This window comes from Aeromonas sp. FDAARGOS 1402 (genome assembly GCF_019046925.1).
GTDB lineage: Bacteria > Pseudomonadota > Gammaproteobacteria > Enterobacterales > Aeromonadaceae > Aeromonas > Aeromonas caviae.
In genome coordinates this window covers 40,781-58,612 of sequence record NZ_CP077202.1, presented here as the reverse complement: position 1 = coordinate 58,612, position 17,832 = coordinate 40,781, and the positions used below count along the sequence as shown (strand labels likewise).

The 17,832-nt window shown below is 52.0% G+C and carries 11 protein-coding genes; 10 read left to right on the top strand and 1 reads right to left on the bottom strand.

The genetic code is table 11. The features are described from left to right. Window positions 1-154: 154 nt before the first annotated feature. Window positions 155-5,161, bottom strand: coding sequence for a helicase-related protein (locus I6L32_RS21690; protein ID WP_210538610.1), 5,007 nt, complete (start codon window positions 5,159-5,161; stop codon window positions 155-157). 3,452 nt (window positions 5,162-8,613) lie between these two features. Between I6L32_RS21690 and I6L32_RS21685 the strand changes: the two genes are divergently transcribed. From I6L32_RS21685 to I6L32_RS21640, 10 genes are all read left to right on the top strand, one after another. After that, window positions 8,614-9,015 carry an H-NS family nucleoid-associated regulatory protein gene (locus I6L32_RS21685; protein WP_210538364.1) on the top strand — a complete coding sequence of 134 codons (402 nt, stop codon included), beginning with the start codon at window positions 8,614-8,616 and terminating at the stop codon, window positions 9,013-9,015. A 353-nt stretch (window positions 9,016-9,368) separates the two neighbouring features. Further along, entirely contained in the window at window positions 9,369-9,638 is a 270-nt protein-coding gene (locus I6L32_RS21680) for a hypothetical protein (RefSeq protein ID WP_216945329.1), read from the top strand. Between the two features lie 313 nt (window positions 9,639-9,951). Then, on the top strand, window positions 9,952-10,278 hold the full coding sequence (locus tag I6L32_RS21675; protein WP_210538363.1) for a hypothetical protein: 327 nt from the start codon (window positions 9,952-9,954) through the stop codon (window positions 10,276-10,278). Window positions 10,279-10,423: 145 nt separating this feature from the next. Beyond that, window positions 10,424-10,993 carry a hypothetical protein gene (locus I6L32_RS21670; RefSeq protein WP_210538362.1) on the top strand — a complete coding sequence of 190 codons (570 nt, stop codon included), beginning with the start codon at window positions 10,424-10,426 and terminating at the stop codon, window positions 10,991-10,993. Then, window positions 10,984-11,889, top strand: coding sequence for a hypothetical protein (locus I6L32_RS21665; RefSeq protein WP_210538361.1), 906 nt, complete (start codon window positions 10,984-10,986; stop codon window positions 11,887-11,889). The genes I6L32_RS21670 and I6L32_RS21665 overlap by 10 nt, the downstream gene beginning before the upstream one ends. Before the next feature lie 2 nt (window positions 11,890-11,891). Continuing rightward, a complete protein-coding gene (locus I6L32_RS21660; RefSeq protein ID WP_210538360.1) occupies window positions 11,892-13,397 on the top strand; it encodes a hypothetical protein in 1,506 nt (501 codons plus the stop codon). Window positions 13,398-13,401: 4 nt separating this feature from the next. Further along, complete coding sequence (locus tag I6L32_RS21655; protein ID WP_210538359.1) at window positions 13,402-14,526, top strand: hypothetical protein; 1,125 nt, start codon at window positions 13,402-13,404, stop codon at window positions 14,524-14,526. Next, entirely contained in the window at window positions 14,523-15,251 is a 729-nt protein-coding gene (locus I6L32_RS21650) for a hypothetical protein (RefSeq protein ID WP_210538358.1), read from the top strand. The genes I6L32_RS21655 and I6L32_RS21650 overlap by 4 nt, the downstream gene beginning before the upstream one ends. Then, window positions 15,190-16,788 (top strand): GspE/PulE family protein, encoded by a 1,599-nt coding sequence (locus tag I6L32_RS21645; protein ID WP_210538357.1) that lies wholly within the window; start codon window positions 15,190-15,192, stop codon window positions 16,786-16,788. Before I6L32_RS21650 ends, I6L32_RS21645 begins: the two co-directional genes overlap by 62 nt. Beyond that, window positions 16,785-17,822, top strand: a complete 1,038-nt coding sequence (locus I6L32_RS21640) for a type II secretion system F family protein (RefSeq protein ID WP_210538356.1) — start codon at window positions 16,785-16,787, stop codon at window positions 17,820-17,822. Before I6L32_RS21645 ends, I6L32_RS21640 begins: the two co-directional genes overlap by 4 nt. The last annotated feature ends 10 nt before the right edge of the window (window positions 17,823-17,832 follow it).

The following is a 17,832-nucleotide window of genomic DNA, read 5'->3' as shown; positions in this document are numbered from 1 at the left end:
TAACCCTATTTTGGTTTCAATGGGGTTATGATCCCACGGCATCGGTCAATGCAAGGGAGGGCAAACCAATATTCAGAAGTTGGGGCTATCAAATAACAGACGAATGTCTTTCGTCAACGAACCCCCCACCTGTCAGCAGGGGCTACATCATTCCTCAAGCGGCCACTTGATGTGCTGAATGTATGGCAGAATCTGCCAACTCCTTTTCAAGTTGCCGCAAAAATGGGATCAGTTCATCAAGCTCTGCTTGGGCGCTGAATGGCTTCGCAGCCTCAATACGATAGTCGGTAGCGTTCTTTGTCCAAGTAGCCATTTGGGCTGTGGCTATGTTTGGTAAGCGCGGCAAGTTATCGACGAGCGCGACGAAGGCCGCCATCACAGCGTTAATGCTATTGCGCTCTACATTTCTCAGCTCGTAGTGATGACCGGAGGGGCCGCGAACTGTGAACTCGGTGGCGAAGCACAGTTTGGCGAAATATGGCTTTTCATAGACCAGAGTAGCCCCCCGGTAAGTAGCCATGTCGTGTTGACTGCCAATATCTGCACGGTAGTTCAGTCTGCTATATTTTGAACCGACAGCCGGGGCGGCGGTGGTTATGTTTAGACGATCTGTAGCCGTCGAATCCACCCCCATTTTTTCATATGTCACACCATCCACGGTAATCAACAACTCATCCGCGGTGGCCGCAATGTTTGCTGCATCGGCTCGAATCATCTGCATTTTGGCCGCCAAGGTTGCGACTCTTTGCTCAAGGGATTGTGCTTGGTCGTCCAATCTGACGTGATTCCGGAACCAGTTATTCCGGGCTGCCTCAAGCTTTCGCAGCTTTGCTTTGCCTTTGACATGAGCCAGGATTCGCGGGTCATCGGCTACGATGGCGCTTAACTCGGCATAATCAATCGCTTCATTTTGCTCTGTGTAGTGCCGGACGGAGCTATCGAGTTGACGGAACCGGCTGATAAAACGCTGCTTGGTGTTGAGTAATCCCAGTTGCCAAGCATCAAGACAGCGACGGGTGATTGGCACGACAATATCAATGGTGAACTCGGGATCATTCGCCCATAACAGGTTGCCTTGGCGCTCAATGCGGCCAGCTCGTTGAGCCAAATCACCGGGTCGATATGGGAGATCGAAGTGAACCAACGAAACCAAACGCCGGTTGATATTGAGCCCAGAGCCTGCCAATTCGGTAGAGCCTAGCAAAATTCGGATCTGCCCCTCATTCATCATGTCACGCAACGCTTCCTTTCTCGCGTCTGTCCGGTAATCGTGGATAACTGCGATCTCGTTGCGGGGGATGCCGCCCACAACCAATTTTTCTACCAGCTCATCGTAGAGGCTGAATGAACTGCCGACCATGGCGGTAAGTTCGAGTTCGTCTAGGCCTTCAATACGCTCTAACGCTTCTTCATCACCCTGTCTGGCAAGGTTGAAAATTGCCGCCCACTCTTTCGAAGCTCCGGCACGATGGCGAGCGGGAATGCTACGATCCATGAAGACCATCTGAGTACCGCGAACGCTAGTTGTACTTTGATATTTATCGAGCAGATAGCGCACTACGGTATTGATTTTGCTGTCCTGGTAGTCCGGTGCGTCTGGGTACACAAGCCGAGCATCGAGAGAGAGCATTCGCCCACGGTTGAGCAATTTTAGGGGGTTGTTCTCCCGGTTATCGACTCGAGAATATGCACTGACGATTTCAGCGAAGCCGTTTTCCTGGTGCTCATTGGGTTCAATCACCAATTCGATGATCTTGCCCCCCGTGAGGGGAGGGATAGCACTGCGGCCATCAGCTAGTTTTGGCAAGACATTTGGCAACTGCTCAGAAGTAACTACATCAGCGAAGCTTGAGTAGATAGCTTGAAGCTCTGTCAAATTTGTGAATGTACTAATGCGAGTTCTCATCTTGTAGCCACGCCCGGACGCCGCCAATTCATAATCTGTCACTGGCTGAGCGAAGACTGCACTGAATGCGTCAAAGTGGGTCAGCTTTGCTGACTGAGCAAAATCTTGGGACATCACTCGCAGATGTCGATGTGCTTCCACCACAGAGTTGAGGATTGGTGTTCCGGTAGCCTCAACATAACGACCACCGGCTCGCAGAACAGCACGGCTTTTGACAAATAGATCAAAGGCTCGCTTACTGCCTGATGCCTGGCCCATTCCGGCAACGCTTTGCAGGGATGAAGAATAGCTAAGGTTCTTACCGAATTGGCTCTCATCAATGATCAGAGTTGTGACCCTCAGGTCCGCAAAGTCGAGCATTTCATCAGTGTGTTTGTTCACAAGTTCTGCAAGGTCAGCTTCTTTGCGCTGGATCCGCGTCTGCATCCGGCGTACAGATAACCGCTCATGTTTCAGCTCCGACAAACACCGGTGAAGATCATCGATCTCTGCTTCCAACATTTCGACCAAGAGATCGTGAGGGGCTGGGATTAGCCCGAACACACTCAACGGAATGATGCATAGATCGAAGTCTGTCATTGCAAGGCGGGCTAAGGCTGTGCGGCGGGTGGTCGGGGTCATCATAGTTTTATCGAGCACAAAGATATTCATGCCTGGAAAAATGAACTGTGCGGCGGTGGCATGCTGCGCGACGAGGTGATTGGGAGCGACCAGCACTACACGCTCACATTTGTTAATGCGTCTTAGTTCGCTTGCCGCACCAATCATTGTGAACGTTTTTCCGGCGCCGACAGCGTGATCAATCAAAGTGCACGACTCATGAATGATCCGAGCAATGGCGTTTCTCTGTGTGTGATATAGGTCAACTGCACTACCAGCTAAAGGCAAGTGTGAGCCATTGTATTTCGGGGCAACAAAGCCGTTGAAATGTGCGTTGTAAGCAAGCTCAATATCGTTGCGGCGTTCGGCATCATCCAGCACCCACGACTCCCAAGCCGCCTTAATTTCCTCTGCTTTGTGCTGGGCGGCCATTGTTTCGTCCGGGTTCGGAACAGTCGTATTAGATATGCTCGGATGTGGATCGCGTACCTCAATGGTGCGATTGTTCAAAAGCGCAATGATCAAGGAGGTCATGTCGCGGCGCTGCGTACCCCATTCAGAAGTTAAGACGGTCTGAGGGAGAGAGTCATGCGAAACATGATACTCGTTGTCGATAAGGGTAACTTGTGCTTTCAATTTTGGATGACCGACCAGATGGCGGATAAAATCGGCGTGGAAATGGTTAGGCAGCCAACGGGAGTTCATCGGTGCAAAAATGTCTACCGCCTTGATGGGTGAGGGCATTACTCGCTGCAGGTTGGCAACATTGATAGCAAACAGAGGGTCGGATTCGGCCGCCCCTTGTGCAGCCTCAATCTTGCTGGGGATGTAACCTGAAAGGTACTTTGCCGCAATGACCAGCTTGCCACTTTCGGGGTCGGCAAATGCCAGAGATTGTTCGGCCAACTGATGCAAAAGTTCTCGATCTGTTCCTTTAAAGCGGACCAGATCCCGAACGTATGAAAGATCGACCTCACCCTTGTAGCTCACGGAGATTAGAACGGCGTCGGCAAGGTTCGCGGCATGGCTGGGAGTGATCAATGGGGTGATTGCGCGGCGGGTGAACAAATTCCCCTTACTCCATTGCTCTTTACGCTCTGCGATGCCCTCTTTTTCGGCAACCGTGGCACTGATCGGCGCGATGTAGTCCAACTCGAGAGCTCGCAAGCGGTAATACCAGGGATCTTCCCCAAGAACGGATTTGTTCTTGGAAGCGTGGAACGGACCGAAGTCGGCAGTAAAGCGGTCATAGGTCGCATTGAGATCAGCCCTAAGAGCTCGCAAGTTGGCGTCTGGCTGATTGCCCTGCTCTGCGTTGATGAGTGATGCCAACACCCTCTTAACTCTCAGCATGGCCGTTACACGTAGCCTATCTTTGGCTGATTTAAACTCGCACTGTTGGAACGTGGGCATCTTAACCCCGTTTTCATCAACATGATCTGCCACTCGACGCATCAGCTCACCCGCCGGAGTTTGGCAAAATTCATATGGTCCAACATCGTCCATACCTGCGGGGGCAGAAACGACACCTTTCCTTGCAACCGGAGCAGTAGACTTACGGAAAAACAAAGGGTTGGAGGTCTGGATATCGAGGATTTCAGTTACAACACTCGCAAGATCACGGCCAGGATCTGCAACGTTGCAAGACACATTGAAGGTGCCAGGTGCTGAGATTTTGCCGGCGACGAGTTCAGGACGATCCACAAACAAGCGATTCACACGATATACCGAGCCTGCTTCGTCGTGGACCTCTACGGTGTCGATCCATGAAGGGTTTTCTTCCGGATGCTGGCAGGCTTGAAAGACCAGAATATCGGTAACAACGTTGGCCCCTTCACCCTTGAACACCGAATTTGGCAGACGACAGGCTGCAACCAAATTTCCCCGGGCCGAGAGAGATAGCCGCGCATCGCTATCTTTGGAGTCCATTACCCAGCTTGATACGACAACAGCCATAAGCCCGCCGTGGTGCAGTTCGCTCAACCCTCTAATCAGAAAGTAGGAATGTAGTGGGAGTGTGCCAAATGCTCTATCCCTGGCAGGAACAGAGCTGTATGGCGGGTTCCCAATAACTAAGGAAAAGTCGCCACTATACGGGAGCTTTACGTGCTCGAACGGCTGGTTGACATAGATCTTGGCTGCAGGATTCAATAAGCGGGCGATAGTCCCTGTCAGGCCATCCAGCTCAACAGCAAAGGATTTCATCGCTGAAAGAGTCGCCGGGCGACTCGCCAAGAAGTGACCGGACCCTGTAGCAAAATCGAGCAATGGACCGTCCTGCACACCAAGGCGTGCGACGGAACGATACATGGCATCGATAATCCATTCGGAGGTGTAATAGGAGGTCAATACAGATGCTTCCAACGCCGTGAATTCTGCTTGAGTGACAAGAGATTTCAATTCGGCATGCTGGGGGTGTTCTGGCTCAAAGAGTCCTGATAGTTGACCCCATCCGGCATACTGAGTAAGGACATCGCGCTCGACGTCAGATACAGCCAGCGAGCCATCAGCCAAACACCGCTTTACAATTTTGATCGCTTCAAGATTGTTCCTGATTTTTTGTGACACCGTTTTTGCGATGACGGTGGTTTTGTGCCCAGGAAGGGGAGGGCAAAACAAGTAATCAAGAAAAGCTGTTGCGTTCAAAAAGGACATTTATAGCACCCGTAGACGATTTTTTGCTTACGTCGATCATCCCTCAGATCTTCACAATGCAACTGGAGCCATGAGAGGACTGATGGCCTAATCCATTCCGTTAGCAAGTAGATCCAGGTTTGCAGGTATTCACAGGCGAGCCCGCCAGCCATGACCTCCTGAACACACGCCGAATACCGGCACTGAGTTGCCCCCAGTCCCAACCGATGTGTGGGTCACTGAGTTGGCCTGCACCATCGATGTGCTCGCGGCATCGTTCTGCAGAGCGGCGGCGCGGTGCTGCAAGTGGCCAGGATGTTCCCGCTGGTGCGCTGGGTCGAAGCTTTTGTCTGTGTGCATGCTGAATTGCGGTTCCGATTCTCCGGTGACGCTCAGGGCGGCCAGTGCCGGTGTGGGTGATCCGGTGCTGCGCCTGGCGGGCCGGTGCTGCAGGTGGCCCTCGGGCCGCCGACGAACTCGGGGGCCATGGTGGCCAGCGGCGGCGGGCGGGTGATCTGGTGCGGTGTCCGGCGGACCGGTACGCAGTTGGTCTCCGGGCCGGTGCCGGGATCTGGTGCCCTGGGTCGTCGAGGAGCTCGGCGCCCAGGGTGTCCAGCTGGCTGGTGCTGCAGTGGCCCCCGGGCCGCCGACGAACTCGGGGCCCATGGTGGCCACTGCCGCCACTGCCGAGGGGGATCTGATGCATTGTCCAGGTGGCCGGCGGACCGCTGCCGGGATCCGGTGCCCCGGGTCGGGTCGCTGCCGAGCTCGGCGCCCAGGGTGGCCAGCGGCGGCGAGTGGGTGATCTGGTGCGCGGTGGGTCCCCGGGCCGGTGTCGGGATCTGGTGCCTCGGGTCGCCGATGAGCTCGGCGCCCAGGGTGGCCAGCGGCGGCGGATGGGTGATCTGGTGCGCGGTGGGCCCTCGGGCCGGTGTCGGGACCTGGTGCCCCGGATCGCCGATGAGCTCGGCGCCCAGGGTGGCCAGCGGCGGCGGGTGGGTGATCCGGTGCCTCGGGTCGCCGATGAGCTCGGCGCCCAGGGTGGCCACCGGCGGCGGTTGGGTGATCTGGTGCGCAGTGGGCCCCCGGACCGGTGCCGGGATCTGGTGCCTCGGGTCGCCGATGAGCTCGGCGCCCAGGGTGGCCAGCGGCGGCGGGTGGGTGATCTGGTGCGCGGTGGGCCCCGGGCTGGTGTCGGGATCTGGTGCCTCGGGTCGCCGATGAGCTCGGCGCCCAGGGTGGCCACCGGCGGCGGTTGGGTGATCTGGTGCGCAGTGGGCCCCCGGACCGGTGCCGGGATCCGGTGCCTCGGGTCGCCGATGAGCTCGGCGCCCAGGGTGGCCAGCGGCGGCGGGTGGGTGATCTGGTGCGCGGTGGGCCCCGGGCTGGTGTCGGGATCTGGTGCCTCGGGTCGCCGATGAGCTCGGCGCCCAGGGTGGCCACCGGCGGCGGTTGGGTGATCTGGTGCGCAGTGGGCCCCCGGACCGGTGCCGGGATCCGGTGCCTCGGGTCGCCGATGAGCTCGGCGCCCAGGGTGGCCAGCGGCGGCGGGTGGGTGATCTGGTGCGCGGTGGGCCCCGGGCTGGTGTCGGGATCTGGTGCCTCGGGTCGCCGATGAGCTCGGCGCCCAGGGTGGCCAGCGGCGGCGGTTGGGTGATCTGGTGCGCAGTGGGCCCCCGGACCGGTGCCGGGATCCGGTGCCTCGGGTCGCCGATGAGCTCGGCGCCCAGGGTGGCCAGCGGCGGCGGGTGGGTGATCTGGTGCGCGGTGGGCCCCGGGCTGGTGTCGGGATCTGGTGCCTCGGGTCGCCGATGAGCTCGGCGCCCAGGGTGGCCACCGGCAGCGGGTGGGTGATCTGGTGCACGGTGGGCCCCGGGCTGGTGTCGGGATCTGGTGCCTCGGGTCGCCGATGAGCTCGGCGCCCAGGGTGGCCACCGGCAGCGGGTGGGTGATCTGGTGCACGGTGGGCCCCCGGCCGGCGCCGGGGAGCGGAGGGGCCTGGGTGGTGGTGGGGTTTTGTCGGTGTGCATGCTGAGTACGGGATCCCGGGTCGCCGATGAGCTCGGCGCCCAGGGTGGCCAGCGGCGGCGGGTGGGTGATCTGGTGCGCGGTGGGCCCCGGGCTGGTGTCGGGATCTGGTGCCTCGGGTCGCCGATGAGCTCGGCGCCCAGGGTGGCCACCGGCAGCGGGTGGGTGATCTGGTGCACGGTGGGCCCCCGGCCGGCGCCGGGGAGCGGAGGGGCCTGGGTGGTGGTGGGGTTTTGTCGGTGTGCATGCTGAGTACGGGATCCCGGGTCGCCGATGAGCTCGGCGCCCAGGGTGGCCACCGGCGGAGGTTGGGTGATCTGGTGCGCAGTGGGCCCCCGGACCGGTGCCGGGATCCGGTACGCAGTGAGCCCCCGAGGCCGCCGCGGGTTCGGCGCCTAGGGTGGCCACTGCCGGCGGCCAGGCGGGTGAACCGGTGCTGCAGGTGGCCCCCGGGCCGCCGCGTACTCGGCGCCCAGGATGGCCATTGCCGGCGGCCGGGCGGGTGAACCGGTGCTGCAGGTGGCCCCCTGGCCGGTGTCGGGACCTGGTGCCCCGGGTCGCCGATGAGCTCGGCACCCAGGGTGGCCAGCGGCGGCGAGGTGGTGATTTAGCAGCAGACCATGGACAAAAAGGAAGAGGATGAAATGGGGTAACGGATGGAGGATAATCAAGTCGGTGGTCTGGCTAGATGTTGTGTAGCTATGTCCACTGACTGAAGGACAACATTTTATTCTCACCGGAAGGAAAGATGAGATATTTTCTGAGAGTAATTAGGTATCTCGTGACTGGGAGATTAACAATCCGGAATGCCTTATATGTATTGCGTGTAAAACCAATAGCGGTTGTGAGCAAAGGTGTGACTTGGATTGTCGACCCAGATTTCATAGTGTGAGGGATACATGGGAATACTGATTATCAATTCCGGCGATCCAATGGTGTTGCCGCGGATTTCCTCAAATGCATTCGGTGATGAGAGCTGGAGTGGAGCTCAAGTGAATCAACTTTCCTGCGAGCAAATCGAGCAGATTTCCCGGTATTGCCGAACAGAAGGGCGCAGGCAGGGATGGAACGATTCAAATGGTCGGCGTCTTGGAGAACAAAGAGAAGGACCATTTCATCCAGAATTGCTCGGGGGTGAACCATATAGGGTGTGGCAAGAGAGCTATGACGATGGGGTTGAGGAGCAGAGACACGCCACACACGCACCCAGAGTCCCTGACCCGGAGGAATATTGGGGTGATCTGTGAGACTGACGAAGTGTTGAGATGCCCCTCCGCCATGTTAGAAATATCGCGTTTATTTTAACGGTGATAACGATATGATTGAAAACTGAAGCGAAAAGCTCATCTTCAGGGCTTCGGCTTTATTGGGTTTACAGAGAACGATCGAAACCATGAACTAATAGCTGGCAATTTCCAGTTAGTTCTTTTGAGTAGGACTGTTGCATGCAAGAATTTTTTAAAACTCTGTTGAATATTCGAAGCCTCCGGGCTGCTCTTCGTGACCTGCCGTTTGAACAAGTACAAGAGGCCCACGAGAAATTCGAGTTGGTGTACTTGGAACGTAAGACTCAGGCAGACAAAGAAATAGCTGCTCAATCAGAACGAAAGAGCAAGTTGGCCGAGTTCCAGGAGTTGCTTGCCCAGGCCGGCATCGATCCCAAAGAGCTTCTTGGGGATACTGCAGGTGTGGATACTAGCTCCAAGAAAAAGCGCACTCCGAGACCACCCAAGTATCGCTATGTCGTCGATGGAATCGAACAAACTTGGACAGGGCAGGGGCGCACCCCGAAGTACCTGGCCGAAGAGATTGCTAAAGGGCGATCACTGGACGACTTCCTCATCTGAAGGTGATGGCCATGCCAAAATTGGCATGGCCATCAACTTTTGAATCTGTACCTGATTGCCAGATATTGGCCCTCTAGGTTACTCTGTATTAGTCCTCGGTGCCCTCGTGGGGACAGGCCATCCTCGGCCAGGTACCAACATCAATCCCCCAGCCCTGCGCCGGCATTCCCACCCGTGATCTATCACCCAGGCCCTCGTTGGCTGATTCTGCATGTCCGTTCACCGGTATTTCGCCGGCGTCAGCGCACATGCAGAAACAGCCCAAGGCTGTCTCTATGGCACTCGGTCTGCAATGTGCCACTCGTGACCAACACCAACTCGGGCGCAAATCCCCAACTCAACGAGGCTAAATCATGTTCGAAGTAACAAATACTGGAAAACTCATATCTAATGGCCAGCTTGTAAGGCTGGGGAACTCTAACCTCTATGCAAGTGTGAGCCCAGGTGAAGGAAGCAATTTCATAAAAACTGTTGTAAGGACGCCGGCCGCAGACATAGACCTACTTAATTCAACTTTCACATCTAGCGTGTTAGATGCTGATCAAGTCATAAATGCACTGAACGGTGTTGATCCTACATGGCCCTTGCTGCTTGCCAACGCGCTAGCAGAGAAGGTGGCTTAACAATTCAAGCCACAAGGGCACAGAATCAGGAGCTCAATATGTTCAAGTTAGGAATGTGTACTGCAACTCTACCCGCTTTGGAAGCCTTGAAACGGCTAGGGATAGCATCATCTGATTTGCTGGATTCACATAGAGAGGGGTTACTGTGGAACCATACACAGGGACTGCAAAACCTTGATGCAATCAGGACTGGGGAGCGAGTCCTATCAAGCCTGCCAGCAGGGCAAAGCCAATGTTTCATATGGGTAATCACGGAGGGTGATCGTCGGAATACAACAATCATCTTGAGTGATGAATACTAAGGGAGGACACCATGGAAAGCGTAAGTATCACGGTGGCCTTGATTTCCGGGTTCTTCGCAGTAATCGCTGTCGCGATCCCTTGCATTTTTGAGATGCGAAATCGCAAGGCGAAAATGCAAGAAGAACGACAGAAAGCCTTACTCAAACTTGCTATGAAGGATCTCGAGTTCCTGTACTCTGTTGAGAGTCGATTACTTGCGACGATCCAAGACATGAGTGGTGAGAGCATGAAGGTCAGGATACGGCAAGAGGTCACGATAGACACAGGACTAGTATGGTCGGGTCAGTTCACGCCAAGCCGAATCCATCAGCGACAACGCCAGATGGAAAACACATAAACCCAGAACCCGCCTAAGTAATTGGCGGGTTTTTTTTCACTCGGATCTCTAGACCGCTCAGAAAACCCCCCCCATTTTTGCTGTGCAATTATTCCCGCTTGAGTGCGGTATAACGCCACCTAGGATTTTCTATACGGTGGCGTCTATGAGAAAAAGTATTTTGGCATTCAGTGTCGTTGCCCTGCTGGGGATACCGCAGGTGCAGGCTTCGCCAGGCGACTCTCGACCTGAGAGAAGAACTCTGCCAATGACGGAGATGGCACGAGATACTTATGGCGACAAGACGCTCATAGAGCTCAACACTGAAATCGAACTGTTACAGAACGACCTGGCCCTTTTGCGTGATGAGTATGCCAAGCATAACGCTCGGATCACCGGCCAGATCACTCGTCTACGACACATCATCAATGACCGTCAGCAGGCGATCAATTTTATTCGTCGGGACCGCGAACAACGTTACTTCAGCGTGCATCCGGGATCGCTACGTGGGCAGTTGGAGAGCCTCCGCTTTGCGTTGGGGTTGCAGGCAATCCGTTGGTCTAAGACCGTCCCGGCTCACTGCGACTGGCAGTTTGATGCCGGATTCGAGGTCGATAAAAGAGAGCCGATAAAGGCTCTTGAAGCGTTCCTGGCTGGACTGCCGCTTCTGCCACAGATTCATGAAAGGGATCGATCTGCGACAATCACAGCGACGGAGATCATCAAGTGCGACTGAAGCTCCTGTCGGTGGCGGTAGCCGCAGCCTTGGTGGGAGGGTGCAGCCCGAGCAACGTGTATAAAGATCACAGCGCCCCACAGATCGTGTCGACACGCAACCAAACCAACACCGTCGCACAAAACCCTGTTGGAGCTGGGCAAAATGACTTGGCTGCTGCTGTTCAACAAAAGGTTGAGAAAGCAACAACTAGGCACGAATGGGCTTCTGTTGCGACTGCAAGTAGTACCATGAAGCCGATGCTTGAATCAGCAACGAACCCCATAGTAAACACGCCCACAGTGTTGATGAAATCCCAGGCACCTATTGTGACGAGTGGGAAGGTATTCGTTCCCATTAATAAAACAAAACCGATTGTCGTCACAGTAGAAAAAACGTCATTGATTGTTCGAGCCGGTGAAACTTGGGAGCGTGCATTCTCGAGATGGTTCAGAGATAACGGTTATCAAACAGTTCTCTATTATTTTCCCGGTGGAGTGCCTACTGGTTTTACATCCATTCCAAAGAAAACGCATTTCTCCGCGAATGATTTCCAAGGGGCAATATCCGCAGCACAGATTTCGTTTGGCAATGAAACAAATGGAAAGTTCATTGTTAGTTATGACGCTATGAATAAAAGTGCAGTAATTCATGTTCCGGGGGTGTTGGTGCAGACATTTAATGTCGCTGCCGGCAGCCTAAAAGCAAATGCAATTCGACTAACAGAGTCCTATGGATGGAATACGACAGCACAAGACTGGCGCCCTCAGGATGATTACTACGTTCCGTCAAGCTGGCCAATCGTCACGGAACGAGGGGATATAGCATCAGCACTTAATGCGTTGATCGAATCATACCCAGTGCAACCACAGCTACTGAAGTCAACACAACACGTTTATTTTGTGCAGGGGAACTGATTATGAAAACGCGTAGCGCTATAGCAATGGCTGTCATCATCGCTCTTTCAGGGTGTGGTGCTATGGACCATTTGGAGCAGAAAGATGCTGCTAACGATACACTTGGCCAAATCAAGGCATATGAGGGTAAACAAGAATCCTCTAAAAGCATCTACATCGATAAGCCCCCTTTGGACTTGAACCCGACAATTGGGGAGGGGGCTCCTTGGTGGGTCAGAAAGCCCGCCGCAATTCAAGGGCAAGATATACCGCTTAGCTTTGCAGTAAGGAACCTGCTGCAATCGGCAAATCAGAAAATTGCAGTAAACTATGGACCTGATGTGGTCCAGGACAAAATTATTTCAGTAGACTATCAGGGAGATATCAATGGGGCACTGAACGAGATAGCAGCAAAGGCTGATATCTCAGTAAGTGTTCATGGGAACAAAATAAATTTTGAACGATATGTAACCAAAGTATTCGAGTTAAATTCACTTTTGGGTAAAAGTTCATTCCTATTTGGACGAAAAGCCAACTCAGTTAATAATAGCGGTGAGGGATTGGCAAACCGAACTGTTACAAGCTCCCTTGGTAATTCGGATACTTACGCAACCACCGAAGTGGTAGACATAAATCCCTTTGATGACTATTTGGCGGCTATAAAGTCAATTCTGAGTCGTGACGGTGTAAGTAAGGACGATAAGAACCCATTGGAAGGGAATGTAATTGTAACATCCTCGACTGCTTCAATTCTGGTTAGAACAACTCCGCATCGGATGAGTTTGGTTGAGAGCTATATTTCATCAAGAAAACAGGCAATAGCACGGCAGGTAATGATTGAAGTCAAGGTGCTTCAATTCAAAGGGAGTAAAGGATCTGAATTTGGCATTGACTGGAATGTTATTCGCAATGTTTCAGAAGGAAAGCTGCAGTTTGCTGGTCCGTCACTGCCAACCCTGGGCGATACAGGGAATTATGGATTTTCATTTACTTCGACAAATCCAAAATGGGATGGTACGACCGTTCTGATGAAGTCGCTACAAACTCAAGGGCATGTTGGTGTCGAATATGAGCCGAGAACTGTTGCAAGAAATAACAGAGTTGCATCCATCGATAACTCTGAAAAGCTGACATATATTGCGAGAGTGACAGTTACGCCGAATGAAAATGCTGATGCAAGCGTTGAAGTAGAAGATGCTGTAGTTAGTGATGGCCTCACCATGTCAGTTATGCCAAATATTTCAGATGACATGGTAAACCTTCAAATTTCTGGAGTTCTATCCAAGGTTATCAATTGGGAAGATACAGAAGTGAGTGGCGTCACTATTCGTGCACCACAGGTGCAAGAAATAAAATTCGATCAAGATGTTGGTCTTAAATATGGTGAGACTCTCGTGCTCAATGGATACAAGCAGAAGTCGAATAAATCAGATGAGACATCTGTACTCAAGAATCCGTTCTTGGGCGGGAATTCAGGCGCAAGCAGCATGACAGAAACTATTGTTCTGATCACCCCTAAGCGGATATAAAGTTATGGGAACTATCAGAACAACGCTGCCGCATGGCAGCAAGCCAAAGGAAGTCCTGAAGCGGTGGCGAGTCGAGTACCCGGCTAAGTTTGAGCGGATATTCGAGAATGGGGACCTGATCACGCGGGTCGCTTCCGATGAAGCTGATATAGCTTGGGGCGAGTGTATTGCCGAGGCTCTCATTGAAGAAGTGAAAGACACCCCTAGGAAGTGGGTGTGCATAATTGCTTCTGACCGTGCCTATCGCTGCGTGCTCTGGGAGGCCGGGGAAATTCGCCGTGATGAAGTTGTCGATGCAACGGAACTGTCTGAATGGTTACAGGTACATCCATCTGAGCGCATATTTTCTACAACTGAATTGCCTGTTCGGGGTGTAGAGACAACGATAATTGAGGCTTTAAATCTAAAGCCTGATGACTTTGAACTCATAGAGTTTCGTGGGTCTGCATTGTCAAGAATGGTTAAGCCATCTCTTGTCTGTTTAGCAGGTATTGCGGCAGCTACATGGTTTCTATGGCCTGAACCGCCGCCGCCGCCTCCGCCGGAAGTGATGGATCCCTGGTATGCCTATCGCGCAGCATGGACAGATGTGCAGCTTGCTGGAGATGTGGTTAGTGAGTTAGGTGTGACGTGCGCGAAATTTGGAACTATCCCTGTAGTCACGGATTTACCTGTGGGGACAATCGAGCCAGGCAGCATTAATATGGTATTGCCTGACGTTGTGATCGATAGAAATGTGTTAAATGCATGGGCGGAAAAAAATATCCTAGCTATGTCTTTCAGTGGGTCATCACCATTTATTCGCGTGCCTGTCCCTCTGAGTTCCTATTGGAGTTCACATCACACCAGTTTCAAGGCGCTTGATGACAAAGTTTTTGAGATATTTTCAAAGCTTTCACTAATTTCGGCTTTGAAAGCTAGCTATGAACCCATTGAAACTAATGGAGTATGGGCAAGCAGAAAGGCCAGTCTGACCATCGCGAAAGCAAATCCTTGGTTCATTAACGAGCTTGGTAATGCCCTGAAAGGAATGCCAATTAAGTTAGAATCAGCGACATTTAGCATTAGCAAGGAAGGGGAATGCACCCTAAATAATGCGGTAATTCAGTTTGGAGGTGGCGCACAATGAACGAACAAAATAAAAAAATTAGCACTAAAAAATTGGTGACCTATTTAGGGCTGCTTTCTGTAGCATGTGCAAGTGCGGTTTATTTATATCAGGCTCAAGAAAATAGACAGGCTAAACGAAATGAGCGACTTAATGCGCTTATCGCACAGTCAGAGCAGCGTTCCCAGGCATCAACTCCGGTTGATTCAGGGAGCAATGTCTCAAGCCAAAACGTGATTGAACCCCCGTCAGCAGTAAGGCTGCCGAATTTACCGGAAAACATCCAGGAGCTGATGCGCCTCGGTGAAAGAAGGGCTAAGGCTGAGGCTTTACTGGCAACAAGCACGGTGGAAGAGTTGGTTGAGAGTAACGCCGCCAAGAAAAAAATTGCATCCGAGAAGCCTGCCAAAAGCTCCCCCCCTCCTGGGGCCTTCTTGCTACAGGACGAATTGCCTGTAGGCGCAACCGTGTCACCAAGTGCTCCAATGCCTGTTGGAACGGGGATCGCATTTAATGAGCCCAAGGTGATGGATTCCCCCGGTAGCAAACTTGACAGACTCACTCTGCGATATGCGGCCCGCGTAGATGGGATATTGACCGCGTATGTATCAATTGGTGAGTCTGGAAGAATGACCCCTGCTCAGATAGGTAAGACAATCGACGGGATCAAGATTACTTCCCTGAATGACAGGCAGTTATGTGCAAGCCAAGGAAAATTGGCTCGCTGCATTAATATGGCCTATTGACGGTTGGGGTATTTATATGAATATGGCAATTAAAAGCACAGTGTCTTTAATTGATGATGATGAAATCCTAGCTCTTTGCCGGGAGGACAAAAGTTGCTTTGTTGATGAGAACTGGGTCGTTTACACCTCAGATCCAAAGAGCGACAACTTAAATACAATAATTGCTAAGGTTAAGGTTCTGCTGCATGGCAAGGAACCTAAGATTAATCTGGCCGACAGCGAAGTAGTATTGAATGCCTTACAGGTTGGCTCAACTCTAAGTGTCGAGTCCACCCACCAGAGCACTAAGCACGCCACTGATGTTGCACCAACCCAAGTTGAAGACCGCTTGATGGGATTGCTGGCTAGATGCATCAAAATGGGTGGCTCTGATATACACATTTTAGTGAAAGGACAGAAAACACTAATAAAGTGCCGTATTGATGGGCGCCTAGTTGACATATCTGCGCCACAGACAAAGGAATATGGTGCAGAACTGACGGCTTATGTGTTCAATGGTCACAGTGGCTCAGAGGAAAGCTATTCAGCATTAATCCCAAATGCAGGAAGCTTTAGCAAGATCATAGCTGTGAATAATGTTCAGAAGGCATGGGACTGGCGGACATCAATGCTACCAGTTAGCAGCAGTAGCGATGACAAAGATTGTACCAAAACCGTACTGAGATTGTTGACTCCCATTCGAGATGATATTCCTTCGTTCGCAGATATGGGGATGGATGATGATCATGTCAAAATCATCGAGCTTGCATTTAAACAGCCTCAAGGGGCCATTCTATTTTCTGGGCCTACCGGTTCAGGTAAAACCACTGTTGCTATGGCTGGATTATCAACAATTGAGGATGGCCGAAACATTAATACCCTTGAAGACCCTCCCGAATGGACTCTTGACGGGGTATCTCAAACGCGAATCGATTATGGTCTTACGAAGAAAGGTAAAGAACGAGACTTTGCGTATTACGGGAAGGTTATGCTCAGGCAAGATCCTGATGTGATTTACTTTGGCGAGGTGCGTGACCAGAAAAGTGCTGCGGAATTTACTCACCTTTCTGAATCCGGGCACTTGTTAATCGGAACAACACATACGTCAAGTGCGACCGGTATTGCAACAAAACTGGTAGAGCACTTACGTGTTCCATCAGTTATTGCAAGTAGCCCTGATGTATTTTCAGTTTTCTCGCATCAGCGGTTAATAAGAGTTCTTTGCCCGCATTGCTCAATACCACATGAAAAGGCAACTGAGGAGCAGCAGACCACCTTACGCAAAGCACTAGGCGATGACCTGGGCCACGCTAGAGTGAAAAATAGCAGTGGCTGCGGCAAATGTGTCTCAGGTGAAAAGGGAAGAACATTGGTAATGGAGGTCATTGTATTAACTGATGATGACCGCCAATTTATAGCTAAAGGTGATGCGTTGGCATGGAAGATTCATTTAATACAAAACGGGTGGAAAAACATCCGGCACTATGCTCTTAAGAAAGTAAGGGATGGTATTTGCGATATTCATTCTGCTGCCGAGCAAGTTAAGGAGCTGCTGTGAATTTTGACACTATTTCAAAGAAGTGGCTCCAGTTGGTTTTTTTTAAAACCAACCAAATTGAATTCCTCGAGGATTTTAGGGAGCTAATAAACTCTGGCATTGATGAAAAGGATATATGCATCAACTTGGTTGAGTTCGGTTCTGCATCAGCCAAGGCGCTCGCAGGTGACATGCTGATGGCTATCAGAAATGGTCGGCCGGTTACATCTGGAATGCAAGGGTGGTTCTCTCCAATAATAATATCTACAATTTCAGCCGGTCAAGAAACCGGTGACATAGACATGGGGCTTGATGTTGGAATCAACACCATCAGAGATGCATCTGGATTAACTTTAGATATTTTAAATGCAGTAAAGTATCCAGCATTAATGATTGTCGGGCTGTTGATAGTGGCGGGTGGTCCGTCCTATGAATATATGCTGGACATGCAAAATAGACTACCGCTCTACAAATGGGGTGGTATATCACAAGTGGCATGGGGCCTTGCTGAATTCAGTCACAACTGGATGTTCTCGATGTTATGTATGAGCATCACAGGCCTCATAGGATTGATGTGGATGTTACCTAATGTTTCTAACAGAGAGTCACTTGATAACTCCATTGTATTTAAGCAGTATAGGGATCTGAATGCGATAGCTGTATTAGCTAGCGTGTCCAGTCTTATGAGGGCCGGGGTCGGCATTAATGATTGCTTGAGCATTATTGGGCATGGCTCAAGTCGTTGGCTGCGAGCAAAAATTCAGAAGATAAAGTTGAAGATTGCATCAGGGAAGAAAAACTATGGTGATGTTTTTGATGTGGGATTGCTTGGTCAAGCTGAAATTCAAAGGATTAAGATTTTAAGTAATAGTGAAGACATTCCATCGGTGCTAATGCAAAGCTCGATGAGACAGCGAAGGAGGCTTAAAAAACAGATTATTAGTTTGGGAAAGTTGGCAAACTTGCTGACTATGATGGCTGCAGGTTGCGGTATGGCTGTATTGGCCGGTGGTATATATCTCGTAGTGGCGCAGTCCGCTAGAGTTACTTATTAATATATAAGGG